The 25,724-nt window shown below is 40.8% G+C and carries 23 protein-coding genes and 1 tRNA gene; 2 read left to right on the top strand and 22 right to left on the bottom strand.

The genetic code is table 11. The annotated features are described in order from the left end of the window. The first annotated feature begins 210 nt into the window (after positions 1-210). Positions 211-294, top strand: a tRNA-Leu gene (locus CGC63_RS04235). A gap of 139 nt (positions 295-433) precedes the next feature. On the opposite strand, the gene clpX is transcribed toward CGC63_RS04235, so the two are convergent. Together clpX and CGC63_RS04225 are read right to left on the bottom strand one after the other, a co-directional pair. Continuing rightward, positions 434-1,861 carry an ATP-dependent Clp protease ATP-binding subunit ClpX gene (clpX, locus tag CGC63_RS04230; RefSeq protein WP_003023252.1) on the bottom strand — a complete coding sequence of 476 codons (1,428 nt, stop codon included), beginning with the start codon at positions 1,859-1,861 and terminating at the stop codon, positions 434-436. Positions 1,862-2,002: 141 nt separating this feature from the next. Further along, positions 2,003-3,601: a S1C family serine protease gene (locus tag CGC63_RS04225; RefSeq protein WP_003023253.1), complete on the bottom strand. Its 1,599-nt coding sequence runs from the start codon at positions 3,599-3,601 to the stop codon at positions 2,003-2,005. 187 nt (positions 3,602-3,788) lie between these two features. On the opposite strand from CGC63_RS04225, the gene CGC63_RS04220 reads away from it, so the two are divergent. Next, entirely contained in the window at positions 3,789-5,021 is a 1,233-nt protein-coding gene (locus CGC63_RS04220; protein WP_157767982.1) for a D-alanyl-D-alanine carboxypeptidase family protein, read from the top strand. A 55-nt stretch (positions 5,022-5,076) separates the two neighbouring features. On the opposite strand, the gene CGC63_RS04215 is transcribed toward CGC63_RS04220, so the two are convergent. The 20 genes from CGC63_RS04215 to CGC63_RS04120 all read right to left on the bottom strand — a co-directional run bounded on the left by CGC63_RS04215 (position 5,077) and on the right by CGC63_RS04120 (position 25,700). Further along, positions 5,077-5,382, bottom strand: coding sequence for an AzlD domain-containing protein (locus CGC63_RS04215; RefSeq protein ID WP_003023257.1), 306 nt, complete (start codon positions 5,380-5,382; stop codon positions 5,077-5,079). Beyond that, positions 5,379-6,083 carry an AzlC family ABC transporter permease gene (locus CGC63_RS04210; RefSeq protein ID WP_009247596.1) on the bottom strand — a complete coding sequence of 235 codons (705 nt, stop codon included), beginning with the start codon at positions 6,081-6,083 and terminating at the stop codon, positions 5,379-5,381. Before CGC63_RS04210 ends, CGC63_RS04215 begins: the two co-directional genes overlap by 4 nt. Positions 6,084-6,152: 69 nt before the next feature. Then, positions 6,153-6,416, bottom strand: a complete 264-nt coding sequence (locus tag CGC63_RS04205; RefSeq protein WP_003023262.1) for an HPr family phosphocarrier protein — start codon at positions 6,414-6,416, stop codon at positions 6,153-6,155. A 28-nt stretch (positions 6,417-6,444) separates the two neighbouring features. Next, positions 6,445-7,719 carry a CdaR family protein gene (locus CGC63_RS04200; protein ID WP_242970504.1) on the bottom strand — a complete coding sequence of 425 codons (1,275 nt, stop codon included), beginning with the start codon at positions 7,717-7,719 and terminating at the stop codon, positions 6,445-6,447. Continuing rightward, positions 7,712-8,611, bottom strand: a complete 900-nt coding sequence (gene cdaA, locus CGC63_RS04195; RefSeq protein WP_003023266.1) for a diadenylate cyclase CdaA — start codon at positions 8,609-8,611, stop codon at positions 7,712-7,714. Before cdaA ends, CGC63_RS04200 begins: the two co-directional genes overlap by 8 nt. Positions 8,612-8,669: 58 nt before the next feature. Continuing rightward, on the bottom strand, positions 8,670-9,701 hold the full coding sequence (locus CGC63_RS04190; RefSeq protein ID WP_003023267.1) for a hypothetical protein: 1,032 nt from the start codon (positions 9,699-9,701) through the stop codon (positions 8,670-8,672). Further along, on the bottom strand, positions 9,698-10,129 hold the full coding sequence (locus CGC63_RS04185) for a hypothetical protein (protein WP_040351313.1): 432 nt from the start codon (positions 10,127-10,129) through the stop codon (positions 9,698-9,700). Before CGC63_RS04185 ends, CGC63_RS04190 begins: the two co-directional genes overlap by 4 nt. Positions 10,130-10,218: 89 nt before the next feature. After that, positions 10,219-10,923 (bottom strand): ComF family protein, encoded by a 705-nt coding sequence (locus CGC63_RS04180; protein WP_009247601.1) that lies wholly within the window; start codon positions 10,921-10,923, stop codon positions 10,219-10,221. Then, a complete protein-coding gene (recD2, locus tag CGC63_RS04175; RefSeq protein ID WP_003023272.1) occupies positions 10,920-13,154 on the bottom strand; it encodes an SF1B family DNA helicase RecD2 in 2,235 nt (744 codons plus the stop codon). The genes CGC63_RS04180 and recD2 overlap by 4 nt, the downstream gene beginning before the upstream one ends. Positions 13,155-13,174: 20 nt before the next feature. Further along, the gene (gene mreB, locus CGC63_RS04170) at positions 13,175-14,170 is read right to left on the bottom strand and encodes a rod shape-determining protein (protein ID WP_003023273.1); all 996 of its coding nucleotides are present in this window, start codon (positions 14,168-14,170) and stop codon (positions 13,175-13,177) included. A gap of 79 nt (positions 14,171-14,249) precedes the next feature. Beyond that, complete coding sequence (uvrA, locus tag CGC63_RS04165) at positions 14,250-17,090, bottom strand: excinuclease ABC subunit UvrA (RefSeq protein WP_009247603.1); 2,841 nt, start codon at positions 17,088-17,090, stop codon at positions 14,250-14,252. Between the two features lie 142 nt (positions 17,091-17,232). Beyond that, a complete protein-coding gene (locus CGC63_RS04160) occupies positions 17,233-17,670 on the bottom strand; it encodes a CBS domain-containing protein (protein WP_003023277.1) in 438 nt (145 codons plus the stop codon). Positions 17,671-17,769: 99 nt separating this feature from the next. Further along, the gene (gene hemW, locus CGC63_RS04155; RefSeq protein WP_003023279.1) at positions 17,770-18,915 is read right to left on the bottom strand and encodes a radical SAM family heme chaperone HemW; all 1,146 of its coding nucleotides are present in this window, start codon (positions 18,913-18,915) and stop codon (positions 17,770-17,772) included. Positions 18,916-18,935: 20 nt separating this feature from the next. Further along, positions 18,936-20,750: a translation elongation factor 4 gene (gene lepA / locus CGC63_RS04150; RefSeq protein WP_009247605.1), complete on the bottom strand. Its 1,815-nt coding sequence runs from the start codon at positions 20,748-20,750 to the stop codon at positions 18,936-18,938. A 277-nt stretch (positions 20,751-21,027) separates the two neighbouring features. Next, on the bottom strand, positions 21,028-22,089 hold the full coding sequence (locus tag CGC63_RS04145) for an IS30 family transposase (protein WP_003023284.1): 1,062 nt from the start codon (positions 22,087-22,089) through the stop codon (positions 21,028-21,030). A gap of 270 nt (positions 22,090-22,359) precedes the next feature. Further along, entirely contained in the window at positions 22,360-22,863 is a 504-nt protein-coding gene (locus CGC63_RS04140) for a hypothetical protein (RefSeq protein WP_089438664.1), read from the bottom strand. A gap of 21 nt (positions 22,864-22,884) precedes the next feature. After that, positions 22,885-23,082 carry a helix-turn-helix domain-containing protein gene (locus tag CGC63_RS04135; RefSeq protein WP_003023288.1) on the bottom strand — a complete coding sequence of 66 codons (198 nt, stop codon included), beginning with the start codon at positions 23,080-23,082 and terminating at the stop codon, positions 22,885-22,887. A 465-nt stretch (positions 23,083-23,547) separates the two neighbouring features. Continuing rightward, on the bottom strand, positions 23,548-24,957 hold the full coding sequence (locus tag CGC63_RS04130; protein WP_003023292.1) for a phage tail tip lysozyme: 1,410 nt from the start codon (positions 24,955-24,957) through the stop codon (positions 23,548-23,550). A 78-nt stretch (positions 24,958-25,035) separates the two neighbouring features. Continuing rightward, positions 25,036-25,524, bottom strand: a complete 489-nt coding sequence (locus CGC63_RS04125; RefSeq protein ID WP_003023294.1) for a phage holin family protein — start codon at positions 25,522-25,524, stop codon at positions 25,036-25,038. Next, on the bottom strand, positions 25,521-25,700 hold the full coding sequence (locus CGC63_RS04120) for a hypothetical protein (protein WP_003023298.1): 180 nt from the start codon (positions 25,698-25,700) through the stop codon (positions 25,521-25,523). The genes CGC63_RS04125 and CGC63_RS04120 overlap by 4 nt, the downstream gene beginning before the upstream one ends. Positions 25,701-25,724: the final 24 nt, after the last annotated feature.

Raw genomic sequence — 25,724 nt, 5'->3', positions numbered from 1 at the left:
CTGAGCGGCTCTTTTGTAAAGCCCTATTTTTTCCCAAATTGCTAAAAGTTTATCACAACATATAGTAATTTTCAACCTTTTTTTTCATACTCTTGTGTAGAATATTCTCATAAAAAAACTTAAATTTTTTTCAAATTTACTGTTGACATTTCGAATAACATCATGTATTATATACCTTGTGCTTAAGACAGCACAAACTTAATAAGAAATGCAGGAGTGGCGGAATTGGCAGACGCGCAGGCTTCAGGTGCCTGTGGTAGCAATATCGTGTGGGTTCAAGTCCCATCTCCTGCATCTTTTTTTGTTTTACAGGATTTTATAAGAAAAGTGAAAGCATATCTTTAAACAATATCAGGAATGTCTATTCTCTCTAAAATGCAGTTCTGCATGAAAGATATAAATATTCCTGATATTTACTTAATGATATGCTTTTTTATTTTGCTTCCAGCATAGGCATTTCCTGACCTCTTAATAAAATTCTCGGACCGCCTGTATGCTCAATATATTCTTTTGTAATAATCACTTCTCCGATGCTGTCATCCTTTGGAATTTCATACATAATATCCAGCATATATTCTTCCAAAATAGCACGAAGAGCTCTGGCTCCTGTATGTTTCTCCAGCGCCATATCGGCAATGGCTTCCAGTGCGCCGTCTTCAAATTCCAATTTTACTTCATCCAACGCCAAAAGCTTCTGGTATTGTTTTAAAATCGCATTTTTCGGCTCTTTTAAAATTTCCACCAGCATATCTCTGTTTAATCCCGTTAAAGTAAAGATAATCGGAAGACGTCCCAAAAATTCCGGTATCATACCGAATTTTTTAATATCATCCACAGTTACTTTTTCCAGAAGGGTATTATCATGGTCGTATTTATCTTTTAAATCAGCCTGAAAACCAATAGATGCGGTTTTATTTAAACGTTCTTTGATAATTTCTTCCAAATCAGGGAAAGCTCCTCCGCAGATGAATAAAATATTTTTTGTATTCACAGTTGTCAGCGGAACCATAGCGTTTTTACTGTTTGCTCCCACAGGAACTTCAATTTCACTGCCCTCCAGAAGTTTTAACATTCCCTGCTGTACTGCCTCGCCGCTTACGTCTCTCTGATTTGTATTCTTTTTCTTGGCAATTTTATCAATTTCATCGATAAAAATAATTCCATGCTCCGCTCTTTCCACATCATTGTCTGCTGCTGCCAAAAGCTTACTTACCACGCTTTCAATGTCATCACCGATATAACCGGCTTCTGTCAAAGAAGTTGCGTCGGTAATGGCAAGAGGCACATCCAAAAGTCTTGCCAGCGTTTTTACAAGATATGTTTTTCCACTTCCTGTCGGTCCAATCATCAGCATATTGGATTTCTCGATTTCAATATCATCGTTCATATCCGCAAAAACACGTTTATAATGGTTGTAAACAGCTACGGACATTACTTTTTTTGCCTTTTCCTGTCCAATCACATACTCATCCAGACTCGCCTTAATTTTATGAGGCGCCGGAATACTCTTTATGTCAAAAACCTTTGGAGCTACCTTTTCTTTTGGCGCTTCCTGTTTTTTCTTTACCTTTTGTCTGTTTGGAATTTGATTTTGCAAAGAACTTAAATCAATCATACTGATATTCGGCATATTACGCATCAGCTCATCATAATTGATATTGCTGTTATTCATGGTATCAAAGCTTCTCTGCATACAATCTGTACAAATATGAATATCATTTGGAAGGTCTATCATCTTCCCTGCTTTGCTTTCCGGTCTTCTGCACATAAAACAGATTTTTTCATATTGGTCCTTATTTTCCTTCTCATCTGTTTCTTCAGATGGATTATTTGTCTTTAAATATTCTTTATCATCTGACATATCTCTTTCCTGCTTTCTTTCTGTTTTCCTCAGCTTAAACCACTTGTGGGTATCTTATCACAAATTAGTTTTTGCTACAAGTAAACTTTTTATAAAGGAAAAGGAAGCTGCGCCTAAAGCAACAACTTCCTTTCTTTATAATTAACGATTACCTAAGATTGGATTTCCTGATGTGGATGGTGCATCCTTTTTCGCACCCAATTCTACGGTAATGGTTTCTTCTTTATATTCTCCGCCGTTTGCTCTTGAAACTACGAAATCAATTTCTTCTCCGGCTTCATAATACTGAAGCTGCTCAATCAAACCTTCGTTTGTGCTTATGCTTGTTCCGTCAATTTTACGGATAATATCGCCTGCCTGAATTCCTGCTTCTTCTGCCGGTCCGTCTTCTACCACACTGTCTACAAATACACCTGTTGGCATGTTGTACATTTGAGATGCCTCTGCTGTCACATTTTTACAGGTAATTCCAAGGTAAGCGGCTTTATTTTCATCTTCTACTTTGCTTCTTGTCTTCTTACTCATCAAGTTATCTAAAATCGGCTCGGCTCTGGAAATCGGTATTGCAAAGCCCATACCTTCTACTTCATTGGAAGCAATTTTAGAGGAGTTAATTCCAACCAGCTCACCTTTCATATTCAAAAGAGCGCCGCCGCTGTTTCCGGGGTTAATGGCTGCATCTGTCTGAATAAAGGTACTGTCAATATTGTCAGAGCTTACTCTTTTATTTAATGCACTGACATAACCGCTTGTTACTGACTGTCCGTATCCTAACGCATTACCAATCGCAACAACCTGCTCACCGATAATCATATCATCGGAACTGCCAATGGTAGCCACTTTAATCTGGCTTAATACATCTGCCGGAATATCTGCTATTTTTACTGCAATAACAGCCAAATCATTATCTGCATCTGTACCCTTAATCTGTGCTTCTACTGCTGTACCTGCCTCTAAATCTGTACTATTCTCATCTGTTGCTGCGGTATCTTCCAAATTATTCTCGCCTGTGGAAGCTGCCGTACCATCCTGATTTGTAAAGCATACGGTAATGGACTCCGTATCTGCTACCACATGATTATTTGTAGCAATCAACAGCTCTTCGTCATTTTGTCCTACAATAATTCCGGAGCCGCTGCTCGGTACTGTCTGCGCCTGCACGCCAAAACCAAAGTAATTTGGAATTTCCTGTATGCTTATTCCCGTAATGGCTACAATAGACGGCATTACATTCTTAGCAACATCTGCCACTGTATTGCCTGTGGTTTCTATATTATTGATTGCATCTGCACCTTCTACGGTTTTACCGTCTGTAACCGGTGTATTGTCAATCGGAACCTTTTCCGGTCCCACCACTTCATTTCCCACATAATTTACACCTAAGAACACACCGCCTGCAACTAATCCGAAGACCGCTGCCACTGCTGCTGTCATTCCCAATTTTTTTGCTAAACCGGAAGACTGTTTCTTTTTCTTCGGCTGCTGTGGCTGATTTGGAGCGGAAAACTGATACGGCTGATATTCTTTCTTTTCTTCCTGTTTCTGTTCCTCCATTTTCGGTTCTTCAATCTTCATATCATCGCTGCCTGCTTCCTCTTTTTTATAAGAACGTGCATAGCATGGATTTTCCGGTGTAGGAATTTCTCCCGGCTCTTGCCTTGTTTCCTTGTTTTCATTTTGATTTTCATTTAAGCTTCCATTTTCCATTTCTTCATTTGTATTATTATATTCATCACTCATAGCCTTTACTTCCTTTCGTGAATTTCATTTCCCTTTTACGAGTTTTAGTCTATCAATTAATTGTGTTCAAATTGTGATAAAAAAGAAAATAAAAAGTGAAAAACCGCCTTTTCCTTTTTATTTTTTATTTCAAGAAATCCCCGTGTATGCTATACTATATATGATTAGAAAGAAGGAGGGATTTCACTTGCGTTATAAAAAACAAATACAAAAACTATTACTATCCGTCTTTTCCTTGCTGTTATGTCTTTTATCACCTTTATCTGTCAGTGCTCAGGATTTCCCCTCCGGATGGCCTTCTGCTCCTGAGATTTCCAGTGCATCCGGTGTCCTTATGGAGGCTTCCTCCGGACAGGTGCTTTTTGATAAATCTATGAATGAAATACGCTATCCGGCAAGCACTACAAAAGTAATGACAGCTCTCATTATACTGGAAAACATACCGGATTTAAACAAAAATATTACTTTTACCGACATTATTCTCCCTGACCTAGCTCCGGGAAATTCCACCATTAATGCACAGGTTGGTGAAGTTCTTACCGTAGAGCAATGTCTTTATGCTATTATGTTGGCTTCTGCCAATGAAGTTTGTACGCAAATGGCTGTGGAAGTAGCCGGTTCTGTGGAGAATTTCACGGCTATGATGAATGCCAAAGCCGCCGAAATTGGCTGTACTAACACGCACTTCGTCAATGCCAACGGATTGCCCGATCCTAATCATTATACAACAGCTTATGACTTGGCGCTTATTCTTCGGGAGGCTGTAAAAAATGAAGCTTTCTGTAAAATCGCAGGAGCTGCCAAATATACTATTCCTCCTACGAATAAAACTGCTGCCTCCAGAAATATGGAAAATCATAATGCGCTTCTGGTTGACGGAAAATATTATTACGAAGGAGCTATTGCAGGTAAAACCGGACATACAGAAGCAGCCAGAAACACTTTAGTTACCGCTGCCTCCAGAGAAGATATGACCTTGATTTGTGTGGTTCTTCGTTCTGAAAATGACGAACGCTTCACCGATACCAGAACACTTTTTGACTATGGATTTGACAATTTCCATAGCCAATCCCTTTACTGGATGGACAAAACCACACCGGCAGGAAACGTCATTCTGCCAAAAGCAGTCACTGCCGATGCACTTTCTGTTTCAGACAGCGATGAAAATAACCAGCGTACCCGTACTTGGTCCTATAACGGAACAGAACTATACAGAACTTCTATGCAGCTTCCTCTTTCCGTAGAAACACAGATTACCGCAGATATGTCCATGTTCCGAATAGGCACTGTAAAAACAATTTTTCCTTCCCCACTGCTTCTGCCTATCATAATAACTTTGACAATTTTGTTTGCAGTCATTATGATTATACTGATTGTAAAATACCACATCAGAAAACAAAATCGAAAAAAGAAAAGCTAAAAATTATGAGGTTGTCCTATGAAGTATTACTCCATAAAACAGCCTCATAATTTTTTTACAAAAACTCCACAATTCTTTCCACCAAAAACACAACAGTGCAAGCTGACAAAGCTACTACAATCAAGCTTTTCTTTCTTAATCCCATAAATACAGCCATGATAAAGCCACAAAATGCAGCGATTGGCGAGCTGGCTGCATAGAGAACAGCCGGAAATGTCATTGCAGTCAGGCAGGCATAGGGAATATAGTATAAAAACGAACGTACATAGACATTGGTAATCTTCTTTTGCACCAATGTAAGAGGCAACATCCTAATCAGATAAGTGACTCCTGCCATTACAAAAATATATGCGTATATCATTCCTGTTCCTCCTTTATTGGAAATAAAACGGCGCCTAAGCCGGCTGCAAACACGGTGCAGATAATCATGGAAAATCCGGAAGAAATCCGCTTTCCTATGGGCAGATAATAAAGCGCTGTACTCAGACAAAGGGCTGTAAGAACAACTACCTTTACTTCCTTGTGCTCTGCTGCTACGGGAACTACAATGGCAATAAACATTCCATATAAAGCAACTCCCAGCGCACTGATTATCTCAGCAGGAAGAAGCGAGCCTGCCGCTGCTCCTGCAAAAGTTCCTCCTACCCACCCCAATACAGGAAGAAGTATTAATCCATACATATAGTGTGCCCCTATTGTTCCCGGCTTGGAGCTTGCCACTGCAAAGATTTCATCTGTCACTCCATAAGACACTGCCAGTCGTTCTCTCACTTTTACACTGCTGTCTAACTTCTGAGACAGGGAAAGGGACATCAGACTATATCTTATATTGATAACAAGCTGTGTCAAAGCCATTTCCATAAAAGATGCCTGAGCAAGAATTGCGTTCATGCCTGCAAACTGCCCCGCCGAAGTCAAATTAAGCAAAGAAATCAACACCGCATGGAATATGGATATACCGCTTTTGGCTGCCAGCATACCAAAAGTAAAACTTACTGAAAAATAACCGATTGCTATGGGAACTCCGTCTTTTATCCCTTGTTTCATCTTATTATGTATCATTTTTCTTTTTCCTTCCTTTTTTATCACAAAAGAGGACCATTGCGTTCATCAAGCAACAGTCCTCACTTTCTATTCCCCTAAACCGCTTTCTATTGCGTCTACGAGAGTTTTCAATGCAAGCTCTTCATCTTCTCCTTCGCATACCAATTCAATTTCTGTTCCCGACTTAATACAAGCGCCTAAAACGCTCAATACGCTTTTTGCATTTGCCGTTCCCCCACGGAAATTAAATGTTATCAACGATTTAAACTGCATCGCCTCTTTGCAGAGAACTCCCGCCGGTCTTAAATGAAGACCGGTAGGATTTTTTATTATTACCTTTTTACTAACCATACAACCCTTTCACTTCCTGCCCGTTCCTTTACTTTTCAGCTCCCGGAACTAATTTCACCTTTACTTTGATACTTTCTACCAGCTCATATCCACCTGGCAGCGTAACAGTTACCGGGACTTCGTATTCCCCTTCTCCGTATCCGTTCAAATCAATTTGAACCTGTATATTGGCAGCACTTAGACTATCTAAATCCTGCTCTTTTGCTTTTGCACGAATTGTAATCTGTTCATCCTGAAATACCAAATCTAAATCTTCCGCTTTATTATCTGCTTCAATCTGAGTAACGGAAACCTCGTAGTCCCTGCTGTTATACGGAAGAATTTTTACCGTAGCAATTACAGAGCTGTTCAAATCTCTTACCAGCTTCAAATCCTCTGGAAGCAATTCACTCAAATCAATATTTTGTTCAAAATCTCCCGTCTTGTCTGTAACATCAATATATTTCCCCGGAATTTCCAGTGTATTGCCTTCCTGTTCCAGCTTCTTTAAAGCCTCATCAGTCCCTGCCACGCTGATTGTATCCGGCACCAGATTAATACTGTCTACCTCATAGCCACGCTTCGGTTCTCCCGAATATTCGGCTTTTATCTTCACATTCTGTTTTACTTTCCAGAACTGCGCCTGTATTCGGATAGTATTATCACTGATTTCTTTTATATTCAGATATTCCAGCTGTTTTGGTGACAATTCATCCAGATTTTTATCATATATCTTTAGTTGAGACTTTATTTCTATATTACTTTCTTTTCTTCCTGTCACATCGATTAAAGCAACTACCTTATCAATTTTATTAATGATGGTTTCCGGTCCTGAAATCGTAACCTTCTCAGGATTTGCTTTTAAATTCCCGATTTCATAATCCTTATCCGGTTGTGTATCTCCGGTGCTGACAGCAATGGTTTTTTCCACACTTTTCTGTTTTTCAATATCTACCTGGATATTTCTAGGTCTCACTGTAATATCTGAGTCTGATATACCTGTACCGGTAACCTCCACAGGCACCATAATCGGTGTAGTATCTTTTGAAATAATTTGTGTCATATCTGCGACAGCCTTGATATCTTCCTTTTTCAGCTTACTCACAACAGAACGAGCGCCCTTAACTCGAACTTTCACGGTATCCTTTCCATCCACCAGTAATGGAATTTCTAAGTTTTCCGCAAAATAAGAGGCGTTTTCAATGCTTACCGGTATTTCATAAAAGGTTCGCACAACAATTGGATCATCCACATTTCGAACCAATAACCAAATCAAAATCGCAATAATCAGTGAAAGAACTTTTAGGGTAAATTTGTTAATCATGTTTTTTTTCATTCTTCACCAATCCCTTCCACAGCTTCAATTTTGATTTATGCTTCTGTTTTTCCTGATTATTTTTGTTCTGTTCTTCCACCAGAACATCTTTTAATTCTTCCTTTGTCAGGCCAACCTGAAGCTTGCCATTTCTCGCTACTGACACTCTGCCTGTTTCTTCTGAGACAATAATCGTCAAAGAATCACTGACTTCACTAATTCCCACTCCTGCGCGATGTCTTGTACCCAAATTTTTATTCAGGCTTAAATTATCTGAAAGCGGAAGATAACAGGTAGCTGCGATAATTCTGTCTCCCCTTACAATTACTGCTCCGTCATGAAGAGGTGTGTTATGCTCAAAGATATTAATTAACAACTGACTACTGATTAAGGAATCTAATGCAATTCCCGTTCTGATAAATTCATTAAGAACCGTTTCCTCTTCTATAACGATTAATGCCCCTGTTTTTACCTCTGCCATTTCAAAGGTAGCACGCACAATTTCATTTACTGTTCTGTCACTATATCTTCCCTCATTTTCATTTTTACTACTGTCAAAGGGAATAATACTACTTACAATTTTCTTATGTCCTAACTCTTCCAGTGCTTTTCTGAGTTCAGGCTGAAAGATAATCAGAACAGCCGTGATTGCATATCCTCCTGCATTATAAACCAACCATAATATGGTATTCATCTGAAGAAAATATGCTATAAAAATGAACAGTACCACAATCAAAATACCCTTTAAAAGTGAATATGCTCTGGTATTTCTTATCCACAGCATAAACTGGTATACAAAAACTGCGATTAAAAGTATCTCCACAATATCCATCCATTGTATTTTATCAAAAGATGAAATTGAACCGAAATTATTTTCTATAAAATCAAAAAACCTGCTCATTTTTTCACCTCCCCTTTATCTTACTTCCTAATCCCTTATTCTTAAATTTTCTGTTTACTTATAAATCCTTCAATGACTCCTCTAACTGCTTTTCAAAATCAAAATTCTCCTCGCTTACCTGTTCCACAGGAGTTGCCTCTTTCTGCTCCGCAGCATCCTTCTTTTCAAATTCAGACGATATTTTTTTAATGCTTTTTTCCTTCTGTGCCACAATAGACTTTGGAACTGCCTTTACATAGTATACATATTCATCATCCTCAAACTGTGTATGCTCACTTCTGGAATAATCCACGCCCAATACTGCAAACTCAATGACAAGTCCAATCAGTACGGAAAACACAGCTGCTAAAATTACTCCCATAATATCAACATCTACGCTGAGGAACATACCTCCTAAAACCATAATAACTATGTAAATCACTGCACCAGACGCGTTCGCTACTCTCCATGAATAATCAAAAGAGCATCTGGAAATCAGATAAACTGTCATCAATACAATAATAAACGCCACGATTGTAATCCACATTTCCCGATTTTTCATCAGTCCGTCTAATAAAACCTGAAGTTTTTGAATTGTCTCTGTTTCCTTTCCCTGAAGAACCGCACTTTTTTCCTGTACCACCTGCATGAAAGAATATAAAACAACACCGCAGCACGCCGGTATCGCACAAGCCGGTCCTCTTAAAAGGCCACTGCCAATCGGTACTGCCACAGGAATTTTAAATGTAAAAGCTACGGGTGTCAAAACAAGCGCCAGATTATCCTGTGATGTAAATCTCAAAAATAACATAAGCAGCAACAAAATCAAAAGACCTGCAAAGCCTGCTACCTCCACGCTAATGGCATAGCAATGCGCAATAATCATAACACATGCAAGTACCGTCATTGCGTTAATGGGAAGAACCGCACAGATAATCGCCAAAATCAAAACCACAAAAATATTATCCAACGGTTTCATAAATCCTAAACTGGTATTAATTCCTTGAAACAAAAGAAATCCCAATAAAAATTTCAAAATAGAAAGTAACAGCACATCATGTTCACTGTAAAAGCTTTTTATCTTTTGTTTTAACTCTAATAATACTGTCATGACCGCGCTCTCCTTCCTGAAATTTTTCCGTTTCTTTTCTCTTCTCTGTCGTACATTTTCTTCATTTGATTTAATCCTTTATAATATTCTTGTATTCCTTTTTGGGCTCTGGAATATTTTACAGAGCAGTATATATATGTCAAAATACTATATCCCACAAGCATAATCAAATACACGCCAACAATTTTTATAATAAGCAGCGCCAAATTCATCCGATGGATATTCGCCATTAAATATTGACTGTTATATCCAAAATAAATCAGCAGCAGTATACCATAAGCAATTGTTGTCAAAAAAAAGTTTTTAATCAGTGCCAGCCCAATATAATCACTGCGATAATAATTGCTGATGGCCAAATGGCGCTTTCCTTCTCCTGACTCGTACAGGGCCAATTTATGCATTTTTTTAATTTTCTGATTATTTAGCATAAAATACCTCTTTTCCTGTTTTTTCTTCAAAAACTTATAATCATACATACTGCATTATAGCATACTCAAAGGAACCTAATCAAGACTTTTCAGCTATCTGCACCAATGGCTATTGTAAGAAAAAAGATATTTTGTGCTCCTGCCTTTTTCAGCTCTTTTGCCGCTTCTTCTATGGTACTTCCTGTTGTGTAAATGTCATCTACTAAAAGTATATTTTCTTCTTTTAATTTTTTTCGTACAATAAAAGCATTTTTCATATTTTTCTGCCGTTCCCGATGATTTAATTCTTTTTGCGGCTTTGTATTCTTCCGTCTTTTCAAATTTTTTTCATCCACAGGTATCCCCAACTTCTTTCCCAATGCCTCGGCAAGCACACCTGCCTGATTATAACCTCGCTTTTCCAATCGGCGAGGATGAAGGGGAATTGGCATAATAATATCTATTTTCCATTTTTCTATTTTTTCTCTGGAATAGTATGCGGCGAACTCACCATAGAACGTACCGTATTCTTGACGTTTTCCGTATTTTAACTGAAATAAAGAATTTTGAAGAAGGGTACTGTAAGAAAAAATCCCCAGTCCCTGTTGAAATTGACGTGTTTTTCTGCAATCCTTACAATATTCCTGCTCTGCCCTTTGAAGCGGTTTCGAGCAGCAAAAGCATCTTGCCCCGTAAATGGGCTTTAATTTGTCTTTGCATGTATCACAAATTTTTCTTCCCCAAGGCACTGTAATCTCATGACAGACGGGACAGTGCCTTGGATATAAAATATCTAAAAATAAATTTCTTCTCAATGACTCTCCTTTATTCTCAAATCAAGAGTCGTATACCGACTTTGCTCCATTTTGTTATTTTCCATTTCTGCAAAAACCTTTTCATCTCCTACCAAAGTCACACATTTTCTGGCTCTGGTAACTGCCGTATAAAGAAGATTTCGGTTCATCAGCATTTTCGGTCCTGCCAAAAGAGGAATAATCACTGCCGGATATTCGCTTCCCTGTGCCTTATGGATGGTAATTGCATAAGCAAGCTCTAATTCCTCCAGCTGCTTAAAGCTATATTCCACAAATCTTCGCTCATCAAACTCTACGGTAATCGTTTCTGCAAAAGTATTGACTTCTTTTATAATGCCTGTATCTCCGTTAAAGACACCTACGCCCTTTTCCACAGGAATACCGTAAAGACCTCTGATTTCCCACTCCAACTGATAATTATTCTTAATCTGCATGACCTTGTCCCCTTCTCTGAAAAGTCCTTTGCCATGCTCCTTCTCTTTCTTTTCCTTAGAAGGAGGATTAAGATACTGCTGCAAAATAACGTTTAACCTCTCCACGCCTAAAAGCCCTTTTCGCATAGGTGTCAGCACCTGTATATCATAAGGCTCTGCATCTACAAACTTAGGCATTTTTTTCTGAATAAGAGTAATCACAACACTGATAATCACATTTGCATCATATCTCTTCAAAAAGAAGAAATCCATACTTTTATTATCTAAGCTTACCGGTACTCCCTGATTAATCTTATGGGCGTTTACGACAATATCGCTTTGCGATGCCTGACGGAAAATTTTCACCAGCTCCACAACAGGAAACTCACCGGAAGCAATAATATCTTTTAAAACACTTCCCGGTCCTACACTGGGAAGCTGATTTACATCACCTACTAAAATCAATCTCGTTCCCGATACCACCGCTGACAACAATGCGTGCATCAAAAAAATATCTACCATAGACATTTCATCAATGATAATTACATCCGCCTCTAAAGGATTTTGAGCATTTCTTTCAAAATAAATACTTCCTGACTTTTCCTCCGGAGCTCCTGTAAGTTCTAACATTCTGTGGATGGTTTTCGCCTCGTATCCCGTAGCTTCCGTCATACGTTTCGCTGCTCTTCCGGTAGGAGCTGCAAGGTAAATATCCAGTCCTTCCATTTCAAAATATCGGATAATACCGTTAATCGTCGTAGTCTTTCCTGTTCCCGGTCCTCCGGTAATCACCAACAAGCCATTTTTCACAGCTTCTGCAATCGCCTGCTGCTGCATCTCATCCAATTCAATTTTTTCTGCTTTTTGAATTCTTCGAATTTTTTCTGCAATTACCTCTTCATCTACGGTATCCTTTAAATTCAACTCATGAAGCATCTGAGCTGTATGCAGCTCAATTTGATAATATTGACTGGCATAGACAACCTGCTCTTTTTCGTCCGTAAAGTCGTCTGTAATTTCCTTCACTACAATTTTGCGGTCAATAGCCAAATCTACAATATGTTTTTCCATATAATCAGCCTGAACACCCAAAAGCTTTTCTGCTCTTGCCAGCAGAACCCTTTTTGGAAGATATACGTGTCCCTCTGCGGTTGCCAGAAGCAATATGTATAAAAGACCGCTTCGAATACGGTAATCTGAGTCCGTATGAATACCAATACGTGCTGCGATTTCATCTGCAATTTTAAATCCGACACCGGAAATGTCCTCTGCCATCTTATATGGATTTTCTTTTAAAATCCGATACATATCCTGTTTATACTGCTGATAAATTTTAGCGCCTAAAGTCTGAGAAATGCCATATTGCTGAAGAAACATCATTGCCTTTCTCATATCTGCCTTATCTTCTACCTGTTCTGCAATCTCCCTTGCTTTCCGCTCACTAATGCCTTTTACCTCTGCCAGACGTTCCGGTTCCGTTTCAATAATCCGCAAGGTATCATCGCCAAAATGACGCACAATTCTAGCTGCCAGAGCGGCTCCGATACCCTTTATAGCTCCCGAACCTAAATATCTCTCCATTGCCAGAGAGTCCTGTGGAATGACAATTTCATAAGAAGATACAGAAAACTGCTGCCCATAAGAAGGGTGTTCCTTATATACTCCTTTGGCTCTTATAGCCTCACCTTCATTCAGATACTGAAAAATCCCCACACAGGTAATCTCTGTCTCTTCTGCAACAAGGTTTGCTACAGTATATCCGTTTTCCTGATTTCGATATATGATATGCTCTATATATCCTTCAATGGTTTCTTCCACATTTCTTCCTCTCTGTATCTCTATAATTTTCCGTTCATTTTACTCATCATTTCCATGTATTGCCCTGTGCCTATGGCAACCACCTGTGCCGGATTATCTGCCACAATGGTATTAATTCCTGTTTCTTCTTCAATCAGCTCTTCCAAACCACCCAGCAAAGCGCCTCCGCCGGTGAGCACAATGCCTCTTTCTGCCACGTCTGCTGCCAGCTCAGGCGGCGTTTTCTCTAATACGCTGTGAATAGTCTCCATAATCTGAGTTGTGGCATCCCTTAAAGCCTCTTTGATTTCTTCTGAAGTAAGCGTAACACTCTTTGGTAATCCCGTAATCGTATCACGCCCCTTTACTTCCATGCTCTTGGGCTGCGGAGAGGAATACACTGTTCCAATCTGGATTTTAATGTCCTCTGCTGTTCTCTCTCCGATCATCAGATTGTGTTTTTTTCGCACATGACGCATAATTGCATCATCAAAATCATCTCCTGCAAGCTTAATAGAAGTGGAAACCACTGTGCCGCCCAGTGAAATTACGGCAACGTCTGTTGTTCCTCCTCCGATATCCACAATCATATTTCCAAAAGGTATTGTAATATCAATGCCTGCGCCAATGGCTGCTGCAATGGGTTCTTCTATAATGTGCACTTCTCTGGCGCCTGCCTGATAAGTGGCTTCTTCTACTGCTTTTTTCTCCACCTCGGTGATGCCGCTTGGCGCACATATACTGATACGTGGTTTTCGAAATGCTCTCTTTCCGATTGCTTTGGAAATAAAATATTTCAGCATTTTCTCTGTAACCTCATAGTCAGAAATTACTCCCTGTCTCAAAGGACGCACTGCCACAATATTCCCCGGTGTACGCCCTATCATCTGACGGGCTTCCTCGCCTACTGCACGTATTTTATTATTATCTTTATCGTATGCAACTACGGATGGTTCTTTCAAAACAATCCCCTTACCCTTGGCATAAACAAGGATACTGGCTGTTCCCAAATCAATTCCAATGTCTGATGCTGCCATTCATTTACCCCTTTCCTAAGACCTTTTGCCTTGGCTCTACTTCATTATATACAACTTCCCCTCTATTGAAAAGGGGCAATCATCTCAAATATTTTGACACATATTGACCTGTATAAGATGCCGGATTTGCTGCAATCTCCTCAGGAGTTCCCTTTGCAACCACAGTTCCTCCCTTATCTCCGCCCTCCGGTCCTATATCAATAATGTAATCTGCTGTTTTAATGACATCTAAATTATGCTCAATGACTACAACGGTATTTCCGCCTTCGGAAAGCCTTTGGAGAATTTCAATGAGCTTATGCACATCTGCAAAATGCAGACCTGTTGTCGGCTCATCTAAAATATAAATCGTCTTTCCGGTACTTCTCTTGCTCAGCTCTGTGGCAAGCTTAATTCTCTGCGCCTCTCCTCCGGAAAGCTCTGTGGAAGGCTGTCCCAAACGAATATAGGACAATCCCACATCGTATAAAGTCTGGATTTTTCTCTTGATAGACGGAACATGGTCAAAGAAAGCCAAAGCTTCCTCTACGGTCATATTCAGTACATCGTAAATACTCTTTCCTTTGTATTTTACTTCCAGTGTTTCTCTGTTATATCGTTTTCCCTGACATACCTCACACGGTACATAAACATCCGGTAAAAAGTGCATTTCAATCTTTAAAATACCGTCACCGCTACATGCTTCGCATCTTCCGCCTTTTACATTAAAACTAAACCTGCCCTTTTTATACCCTCTTGCCTTTGCGTCTGCCGTAGCCGCAAAAAGGTCTCTGATTTGGTCAAAGACACCGGTATAAGTTGCAGGGTTTGAACGAGGTGTTCTTCCGATAGGCGACTGGTCAATATCAATAACCTTGTCTAGTTGCTCCACACCCTCAATGCACTTATGTTTTCCCGGAATTGTTCTTGCACGATTTAACTTTCTTGCCAGACTCTTATATAAAATTTCATTGACGAGAGAACTCTTTCCCGAACCGGAAACACCTGTTACACAAGTCATCACTCCCAAAGGGATTTTTACATCAATGTTCTTTAAATTGTTTTCTGCTGCTTTTCGGATTGTGAGAAATCCTGTTGGTTTTCTCCTTACTTCCGGAACAGGAATTTTAATTTTTCCGCTTAAATACTGCCCTGTAATAGAATTTGGATTTTGCATAATTTCTTCTGCTGTTCCGATTGCCACAAGCTGACCGCCGTGCTCCCCTGCTCCCGGTCCGATGTCTACCACACAATCTGCTGCCCGCATAGTATCCTCATCATGCTCCACTACAATCAAAGTATTTCCCAAATCCCGCAAATGCTTCAAGGTTCCCAAAAGCTTATCATTGTCCCTCTGATGAAGTCCGATACTTGGCTCGTCCAAAATATATGCAACGCCTACCAGTCCCGAACCAATCTGGGTTGCCAAACGGATACGCTGGGCTTCGCCCCCTGAAAGCGTTCCTGTTGCCCTTGCCAAAGTCAGGTAGTCCAGACCTACATTCACCAGAAAACCTACCCTTGCCCTAATCTCTTTTAACACCTGCTCACCGATAAGCTGCTGTGTTTCTGAAAGCTGTAAGCCCTCTAAAAATTCAGAGAGACTGCTGATTGACATAGAGGTGACCTCATAAATATTCTTATCTCCCACAGTCACTGCCAGAGCTTCCGGCTTCAGTCTTTGCCCTTTACAGGAAGGACATGGAGTAATACGCATAAAGGACTCGTATTCCTGCTTCATGGTTTCCGAGCCTGTCTCCCTGTATCTCCGCTCCACATTCTTCACAATTCCTTCAAAAGCAACATCATAGACCCCCTCTCCACGCTGTCCTTTATAATACACCTTCACTTCTTTTCCGTTTGTTCCGTGAATTAAAACATCCTGCACCTCCTGCGGATATTCTTCAAAAGGCGTATCTAAGTCAAAGTGATATTCCTTTGCCAGTGCATCTAAAATCGCTCTGGTAAAGCTTCCTTTGTCAGCACAGGACTGCCAGCCCATTACAGTAATTGCCCCTTGAGAAATACTGAGGCTTCTGTCCGGTATCATCAAATCCACGTCAAATTCCATACGATATCCCAATCCAAAACAGGAAGGACACGCTCCGAAAGGATTGTTAAAAGAAAAGCTTCTGGGTTCAATTTCATCAATACTAATCCCACAATCCGGACAGGCAAAGCTCTGGCTGAAATTCACATAATTTCCATCCATGGTATCTACTACCAATTTTCCCTCTGCCAAATTCAGTACCGTTTCAATAGAGTCTGTCAGTCGTTTTTCAATTCCCGGTTTTACAATCAAACGGTCCACAATAATTTCTATATTGTGTTTGATATTTTTATCCAGCTTTATTTCTTCATTTAATTCATATAGGCTTCCGTCTACCAGCACACGTACATAACCGCTTTTTCTCGCCTGCTCAAAAAGCTTTGCGTGAGTTCCCTTACGACCTCTCACCACCGGAGCCAAAAGCTGTATTTTCGTTCGTTCCGGCATCCCCATAATATGGTCCACCATCTGGTCTACGGTCTGTTTTTTAATTTCTCTGCCGCATTTCGGACAATGTGGAATTCCAATTCTTGCATACAACAGACGGAAATAATCGTAAATCTCCGTCACCGTTCCTACTGTGGAACGTGGATTTCTGTTCGTGGATTTCTGGTCTATGGAAATTGCGGGAGAAAGCCCCTCAATACTTTCCACATCCGGCTTCTCCATCTGTCCCAAAAACTGGCGGGCATAGGAAGATAATGACTCCATGTATCTTCTCTGACCTTCCGCATAAATTGTATCAAATGCCAGAGAACTCTTTCCTGAGCCGCTGAGTCCTGTAAGCACGACCATTTCATTTCTGGGAATATCCACATCAAGATTTTTCAGATTATTTTCATTTGCACCACGTATCTTTATAAACTGCCTTGCCTGCATCTTTACTGCCATAGTTCTCCCTTTCTTCCGTATATCTGTAAACTTAGTTTGCACTTCTTACTATCTGATTTATACATTGTACCACATTGCCTTTATCTTTTGCAAACATTTGTTCTGTTTTTTTTACGCACAGACGCAGAAAACTGCCGGCACCTTAAACGCCGACAGTTTCTTTCTCTTTGGTATCTTCTCTTTTACATGAGGAACAAATATACTGCATAATATCCCGTCTTGTGACAATCCCGATAAAATTCTTCTGGTCGTCCACTACCGGAACAAAATTCTGTCTCATTGCCTTATCCAGCAAATCTTCCATATCTGAGTCCACACGTATAGGTGTATAATCCGTTCTTCTTTCAAAGGAAGTAATCGGAACCTCCTCTGCACTTTTTAAATTCAAATCTGCCCTGTTCTTTAATCCCCATAACAGGTCGCCTTCTGTAATCGTACCTGTATATTTGCCCCGTTCATTAATAATCGGAATACATGAATACTTATGATATTCCATCTTTTCCAATACTTGTCTAAGACTATATGTATCATAAATATATGCAACATCTACTTTGGGGGTAAGAAAAAACAAAATATTCATACAATTCCTCCCCTGTTTTTTCTGTTCTTATTCTGCCACAGAAAAACATAGAAATCCAGAACAAAAGAATTAAACTTTATTAAAATTCCATAAACTATTTTACAAATCAAACAAAAACTCTGACAAAACCATATTACTCAAAAGAGTTCCCTCTTCTGAAAGAAAAATTCTGTCCTTATGTTCCAGCAGCATCCCATTTTCCAGACATTTATGTAAAGCCTTTTCATAAACCATATCCATTTCTCTGCCAAAAATACGTTTAAATTCCTTTTTTGACACACCTCTTGTTTTTCGAAGTCCCAAAAACATAAATTCTTCCATCTGACGAGGCTCTTCTAAAAACTGCACGTCCTCCCGCATGGTTTTAGGCTTGTCACAACGTTCCAGATAAGTCCTCATATCCTTTGTATTGCTCATACGAATATTTCGCACCATTGATGCCGCTCCCAAACCTAAGCCTAAATAATCTCCACGCTCCCAATATTTCAGATTATGTCTGGACTCTTTTCCCGGCTTGGCATAATTGGAAATTTCATATTGCCCATAGCCTGCTTCTTTTAAAAATTTGCCTGTCCAAAGATAGATTTCTCTGCTGGTCTCCTCATCAGGCAAAAGCTCCGGATGTTCTGCATATTTTTCATAAAAAGGCGTCCCCTCTTCAATAATAAGCTGATATACAGAAATATGCTCCGGATTTTGTGCTGCTGCTGTTTCCAGCTCTTCCTTCCATTCCTGCAAGGTCTGCCCCGGCACAGAAGAAATCAAATCTATGCTGATATTGTCAAACCCAGCTTTTCTCGCCAGCTCATAGCTTTCTACAAACTCCTGATAGGTATGAATTCTGCCTAAAAGTCTGAGTTTTTCATCTTTTACAGACTGCAGTCCCATACTCAAACGGTTTACTCCATTCTCCTTATAGCACTGTAATTTTTCCTCATCCACAGTTCCCGGATTTACTTCTACGGTAATCTCCGGTCTTCTTTCCAATTCAAATATTTCATAAATTTTCTGAAGAATATCTTCCATCTGCTTTGGCAATAAAACGGACGGCGTACCTCCCCCAATAAATATTGTTGATACCCGATATCCTTTCGCAAATTCCCTGTAACTTTCAATCTCTGAAAGCAGCGCAGCTACATACTGCTGCCGTTCTTCCTCCCCTGCATTCCAGGACAGAAAATCACAATATTCACATTTTTTCACACAAAAAGGAATATGAATATAAAGTCCCAAATCCTTCTTCATACAATACCTTCCCCTATTTCTTATTTATCATCTAATTTTAATACACTCATAAATGCCTTCTGTGGAATTTCTACGTTTCCAATCTGGCGCATACGTTTTTTACCTTCCTTCTGTTTTTCCAGAAGCTTTCTCTTACGAGAAATATCACCGCCGTAGCATTTTGCCAATACGTCTTTACGCATTGCTTTTACGGTTTCTCTGGCAATAATTTTACTTCCTACTGCTGCCTGAATTGGAATTTCAAAAAGCTGTCTCGGAATTTCTTCCTTAAGCTTTTCGCACATTTTGCGTCCTCTTTCATAAGCAGAACCTGCAAATACAATAAAGGACAAGGCATCCACTTCTTCTTTATTTACCAGAATATCCAGTTTTACCAAATCACTCTGCTCATAGCCCAGCATCTCGTAATCAAAGGAAGCATAACCTCTGGAGCGTGATTTCAAGGCATCGAAGAAATCATAGATAATTTCATTCAGCGGCAAATGATAGTGAAGCAGGGCACGGGTGGTTTCCATATATTCCATTCCCTGATACTGTCCTCTTCTCTCCTGACATAAGTCCATAATCGGTCCGATAAACTCTGTGGTTACCATGATTTCCGCTTTTACCATAGGCTCTTCCATATAATCAATTTCAGACGGGTCCGGAAGGTTTGACGGATTGGTAAGGTCAATCACTTCTCCGTTTGTCTTGTGTACCTTATAAACAACTCCCGGAGCTGTTGTAACAAGATCCAGATTATACTCTCTTTCCAGTCTTTCCTGAATAATTTCCAAATGCAGCAAGCCTAAGAAACCGCAGCGGAAACCAAAGCCAAGAGCAATGGATGTCTCCGGTTCAAAAAACAGAGAAGCATCATTTAACTGCAATTTTTCCAAAGCATCCCGCAAATCCTGATACTTTGCGCCGTCTGCCGGATACACACCGCAAAATACCATAGGGTTGACCTTCTTATAACCCGGCAACGGTTTTTCACAAGGTCTTTCTTCATCTGTAATCGTATCGCCTACACGGGTATCTTTTACATTTTTAATGCTGGCAGTTACATAGCCTACCATTCCTGCGGAAAGCTCCTCGCATGGAATAAATTGTCCTGCGCCAAAATATCCCACTTCTACAACCTCTTCCACAGCTCCTGTTGCCATCATACGGATTTTTGTACCCTTACGGACAGTTCCTTCTTTAATACGGCAAAATACGATAACACCTTTATACGGGTCATAAATCGAGTCAAAAATCAACGCCTGCAAAGGATTTTCAGGGCTTCCTGAAGGCGCCGGAATTTTAGCTACAATCTGCTCCAGAACATCTTCAATATTCAAACCTGTTTTTGCTGAAATCAAAGGCGCATCCTGCGCTTCAATCCCGATTACATCCTCGATTTCATTGATTACTCTTTCCGGCTCTGCACTTGGCAAATCAATTTTATTGATAACCGGAAATACATCTAAATCATGATCTAACGCCAGATATACATTCGCCAGTGTCTGTGCTTCAATGCCCTGCGCAGCATCTACTACCAAAATTGCCCCGTCACAGGCAGCCAGACTTCGTGATACCTCATAGTTAAAGTCCACATGTCCCGGCGTATCTATTAAATTAAAAATATATTCCTCTCCGTCCTTTGCATGGTATACAATACGGACAGCCTGAGATTTTATAGTAATTCCTCTTTCTCTTTCCAACTCCATATTATCTAAGACCTGTGCCTGCATCTCTCTGTCAGTAAGCAGTCCGGTTTTTTCGATAATACGGTCTGCCAATGTAGATTTGCCATGGTCAATATGTGCGATAATACAAAAATTACGAATTTTACTCTGTTCGATTGACGGCATATAATTTCCTCCATAGTTTTCCTTCATGCTAACATACGAAACATATAAATAGGCATACTAGATAAGTATAGCATGGTAATCTGAAATTAAGCAAGAAATTTATGTACCTGTCAGTACCTTTAAAAATGTCAACATTAAATTCGACATTTTTTCATGTTTTTATCGTTTTGCCGTTTTGCACAATACGCAGCCTGTTTTATTGTGTATTTTCACTTTTAGACAGCGCAGTAGTAAGGCTGCCACTGCTGCCAGCCTCTCACGCTCCCTGTATCCGTTGTTATGCAAGCTGCTTTACCTCTTCCTTGAATAATTCCCCCGCTGAATGGTAGCCATGTATTTTGCGTGGGTATCCGTTTATCCAGTTCTCTATACTCTCTACCTCTTCCTCTGTCCTGTCGTCAAAATTTGTGCCTTTCGGTATCTTCCGGCGTATCATCTTATTTGTTACCTCATTCGTGCCACGTTCCCAGCTACTATAAGGGTGGCAGTAATATACCTTTGTCCGCTTTTCTCCCTCGTTGATAATAGAACGCTGTAAGCCCTCTGCATCTGCAAACTCGCTGCCGTTGTCTACTGTGATTGTCTTAAATACCCGCTTAAACATATCAGCGCCCCATTTTCTTTCTAATCTATCCAGTGCCGCTACTACTGCCTCGTCTGTATGGTCTGGCAGTTTAAATATAATCTCGTTTCTGGTTTTCCGCTCTGTCAGTACCAGCAAGGTATTTTTTGACTTTCCCCGCTTACCTAAAACGCTGTCCATTTCCCAGTTTCCGAACTCTTCCCGTGTATCTATCTCTTTCGGGCGTTTGTCTATACTCTCTCCTGCTGCCGCCCTTTTCTGTTGCCTCTGTACTTTCTTATAATTTCTCTTCTTATTCTTCTTTACTGGCAAATTCTTATTAGACAGCTTAAGGAAAATACCCTTATCAATATAGCTGTATAAGGTCGTTACGCATACTGTTACGGAAAAGTCCCCCTCTTTCCCCTGTGCTTTCAATTCTCCCAGTACCGCAGCTGGGCTGTAATCTTCATTTACTATTTTATCCTCTATATAATTAGCGTATGCAATATCGTTTCCTATTTTAAGTTGTGTACCCCTTGCCTTTAAATTTTCCTCTGCTTTCATTTGTGCCTTGTTTGGGCTATAACTTAATGTTTCTGTATAGTCGCTATTTCTGTGCATATATTCCCCTCTCTTAAGCTCATTGTATATAGTGCTGCGGTGTACGCCCAGCTGTTCTGCTATCTCTATCACGCTATGCCCTGCTTTTTTCAATGCCTCAATACTTATACGGTCTGTCCATGTCAGCTGTCGGCTGCCTTTCTTATTCGCCATTTCTGCTACCTCTCTTTCGTTCCTGTTCTTTCCCCATATACGACGAAAAGCCGCAAACTCTTTTACAAGTCTGCGGCTTATGCCTTTACCTATTTACAACACTTTTTACAAGCGGTGTATTTCTTCTTTGCTTGGCTTAGCGGTATGCTCTTTGGGTTTTTCATTCCCGAACAGTTAGGCTTACTATGGTATTTTTTGTTGCTACGGTCTACATATACTGTAGTTTCTCCCGTATGCTGGCTTACGCTGGGCGTTGCGTCCTCGATTACGTCAAGCTCTATATTGCACCCGAACGTCTGTACCCCCCCCCCCAGAAATTTCCAGTATTTCTGCGGTGTAGCGGGCTTTCGGGTACTTTCTCGCTAAGTCCCCCGCCAGCTCTGCCGATAGATTGCCTATTACCTTATCGCCCCACTTTACGTATGCGGCAGGCTCTCCGTTGTATGTATACTTTTCTACTGTAATATCTTCACTGCCGGACATTCTGCTTAAAATATCCTGCCTGTTTTCTCCGTCCTCATTATTGAACGTCACGCCTACTACTTTCGTTCTGATTGTATCTAAAACTCTGCCACCAGATGCAGCGGCAGGCGCAGGCGTTCTGTTTTCGTTTTCTTTTCCTGCGCTTTTCTTTTTCAGTCCAAAATAGGCACATACTGCCGCAACCACAATGCAGCCCACCCCACCTGTTATATTTCCAGACGGCAGCGCCGTTAAGCCACTTACTGCAAATAATGCAGCCACTACCAATAAAATTACCTTTTTCTTTGTCATAGTAAGCCCTCGCTTTCGTATCTACTTCAATTCTAAAATTTCATCAGCAGAGGCGTTAAGCTCTCTGCATATTTTCGCAAACATTTCTATTGTCGGTGCGTGCGCCCCATTCTCCCACCTGCTTATATCTTTCTGGTGGACTTGCAGGCGTTCCGCAAGTTCCGACTGTGAAACGCCCGCCGCTTTCCGTGCTTTTCTTATGTTCTCGCCTAAATTCATGCCTTACCTCTCTTTTCTTTTGCTCTCAAAATGAAAGCAATAAGCAGCTTTACAAGTCCTACTGCTACTAAAAATACTCCTAATTTCAAAAGCATACTCTTTACTCGGCTGTGGGTTTGTGTTATATTTCTTATAGGCGGCGGGCTTATCGCCCGCCTGTCGGTTAGGGCTTTCGCCCTAACCTATGTACTTACCAATTATGATAAGTATTATGCCTATGATTAAGTCTATCAATGCGTTGATTGTCAGGTCTCGCCATTCGATAGGCTTTTTCTTTTGTTTCTTTTTCTTACCCATTGTGCCGTTTCTCCTTTCCAGTGGCTTTGCCTCTTATTTGTTCTTATCTCCTTTCCATGATTTTATTATATACCAACTTTGGTATATTGTCAACGCTTTTATGTAGAAAATCCTATAAAATTGTAAAAAAAATAGAGGGCAGACAGCGAACCGCCCACCCTCGAAAACTTAAGCTAATCTTGTGGCATAATCTAAGCTAATCCAGCCTGCGCCACTCTTCAAGCGTCCCCAGCCAGCACTTGCGCCCTGTCCGGCTTTCACTTCCATAATGGTAAATACTCCCTTTCCTGTGGTTTCTCCTGTCTTTGCATAGTTTGTGCCTGCTCCCGTTCTGATATTAAGGTCTAAAATATCCACCTGTACGCTAAACGGAACGCCTGCGCTTGCCTGCTGCCCCGCTGCGGTATATACTGCCTTGCCGTTATCATCATATACAGTATAGCCTGCCTTGCAAGCGCTCTTTGCATTTTCCAGCGACGTAAACGCCCCCAGCTGGCTTGCTGCGTCCGTCCAGCTCTTGCGCACTCTGTAATATTTTGTGCCGTTTCCGGCTGCATACTTTTTATAGTATCCCTCGCCGTACTCTGCACGCTTTTTCTTTACTGTTTCGCTCTGGTCTGCTGGCTTTTCATATCCAGTAAGAACGGCATCAGATGCAGCACGCACGCTGCCTGCCTTTTTCAGTGCGTCCATTACTACTGTGTAGCCCTGTAATTCTTCCCATAAAAAGCCCAGCTGCATATTAAGGTCTGCAATGGATACGCCCGCCTGTTTTGCATGATTAAGCAGCGCCTGCTTTCTGCTCCAATACGTCCACTGCGCCAGCCCATAGCCTGCACTGTCCTTTACAAAATTGCCATAACTGCCATTATCCACCGCCGCTGTATATTCTGCGTCCGTCTTACCCAGCTTATTGTTATAGGTGTTCTGTAAGTTGTTCGGCATAAGCCCGCTTTCAGCATACAGATTACCCATAATACCAGCCACGGCATAAGCATTTAAGCCCTTGCCTGTAAGAAAATTCCAGATTATTTTTTCATTGCTGCCCTGCGGTGTTTCTGCCTGTCCGCTGATTTTACGCTTAAACTCGTCCCATGTGTGGGCGCTGGTGTTATATACATACGGGTTAGGGCAAATCTTGCCCGTTACGTCGTAATGTCTGATTACATGAGATGCAGGCACGCCGTATTTATTCATAAGGTAACGGGTAAGCTCTGCCGCTGCCTCTACTGTTGCGTCCTCAAAATACCAGTCTTTATCTGTTGCGCCCATGCTCTTTGTGTTTTTCTTCCTTACGCACATTTCAATACCGATACTATTAGCGTTCCGGCACTCTGCGTGCTTATAGCTCGACGCTCCGCAATGCCACGCTATATTAGCGTCCTCTACGCACTGCCATACCTCGCCGTTAAATCCTACAAAGTAATGCGCCGACGCATTTCTATTGCCGCCGCCATAATAGCGGCAGTTATCCTCTGCGCCGCCCAGTGCGCCTACGTAATGGATAACAATATACTTAATTCTGGAAATGCTGCCCTTGTTGAAATTGTACCCGCTTATCATTCTGTTAATTTTCATGTTTCCCGCCTTTCCGCATACAAAATAAGCGCCTGCGGTGTCCCGCAAGCGCTCTTTGCTGCTATGTCCTTATTATCCTTATCTTTCCTGTGTCCTGTGTTCCTCTACGCTGCCTGTGGTGCTGTCCCCGTCCAGTTCGTCTGTGTCCGGCAGCTCGTCCGTATACTTTGCTAAAAACTCCCGTACCTTTTCCCATACCTTTTTTACGGGCAACCCACATAATGCCATATTCTTAAAAATACTCACTACCTCATAGGCAATGTAAAGCAATGCGAAAAATTCAGCCACGCCCACGGTGTCAAGCCCTAAATATGTACGTGCCTGCTCCGGTATAAATCCGATTAAGTTAATCTTAATCAGTACGTCGATTGCCAGCATGAATACCAGAGAAATAAGCATACCTACTTTTCTGATAGCCCCGTCAATTCCTGCGCAGCTGTTAAATTTCTTTTCTTTGATTGCACGCAGCACGCCAAAAACCGTGTCGCACACAATCGCCAATACTACCAGCTGGATAATTTTGTTATGTGCCGCCGCCTCAATAAATTCTGTAATAGTCATGTTCATAAATCCTGCCTTTCTCTTAATTGCAAATTTTCTGCCCGCTCTTTCAGCTCTTCGCCGTCGTAGCCCGCTGTCTGCTCCCAGCTTTCCAGAGTGGCTATTAAATCAGCAATAAGCCTGCTTTGCTTTTCTATGGTTTCCTGTTGTTCCTGTACCACCCTTAATAAATTGCTACTCATGTACTCGCTCCTGCATTTTGCCGC

The sequence above is a fragment of the Blautia hansenii DSM 20583 genome, from assembly GCF_002222595.2.
In the GTDB taxonomy this organism is placed as follows: Bacteria; Bacillota; Clostridia; order Lachnospirales; family Lachnospiraceae; genus Blautia; species Blautia hansenii.
Note: the sequence above shows the minus strand (reverse complement) of the source record. Positions and strands in the feature narration are given on the sequence as shown.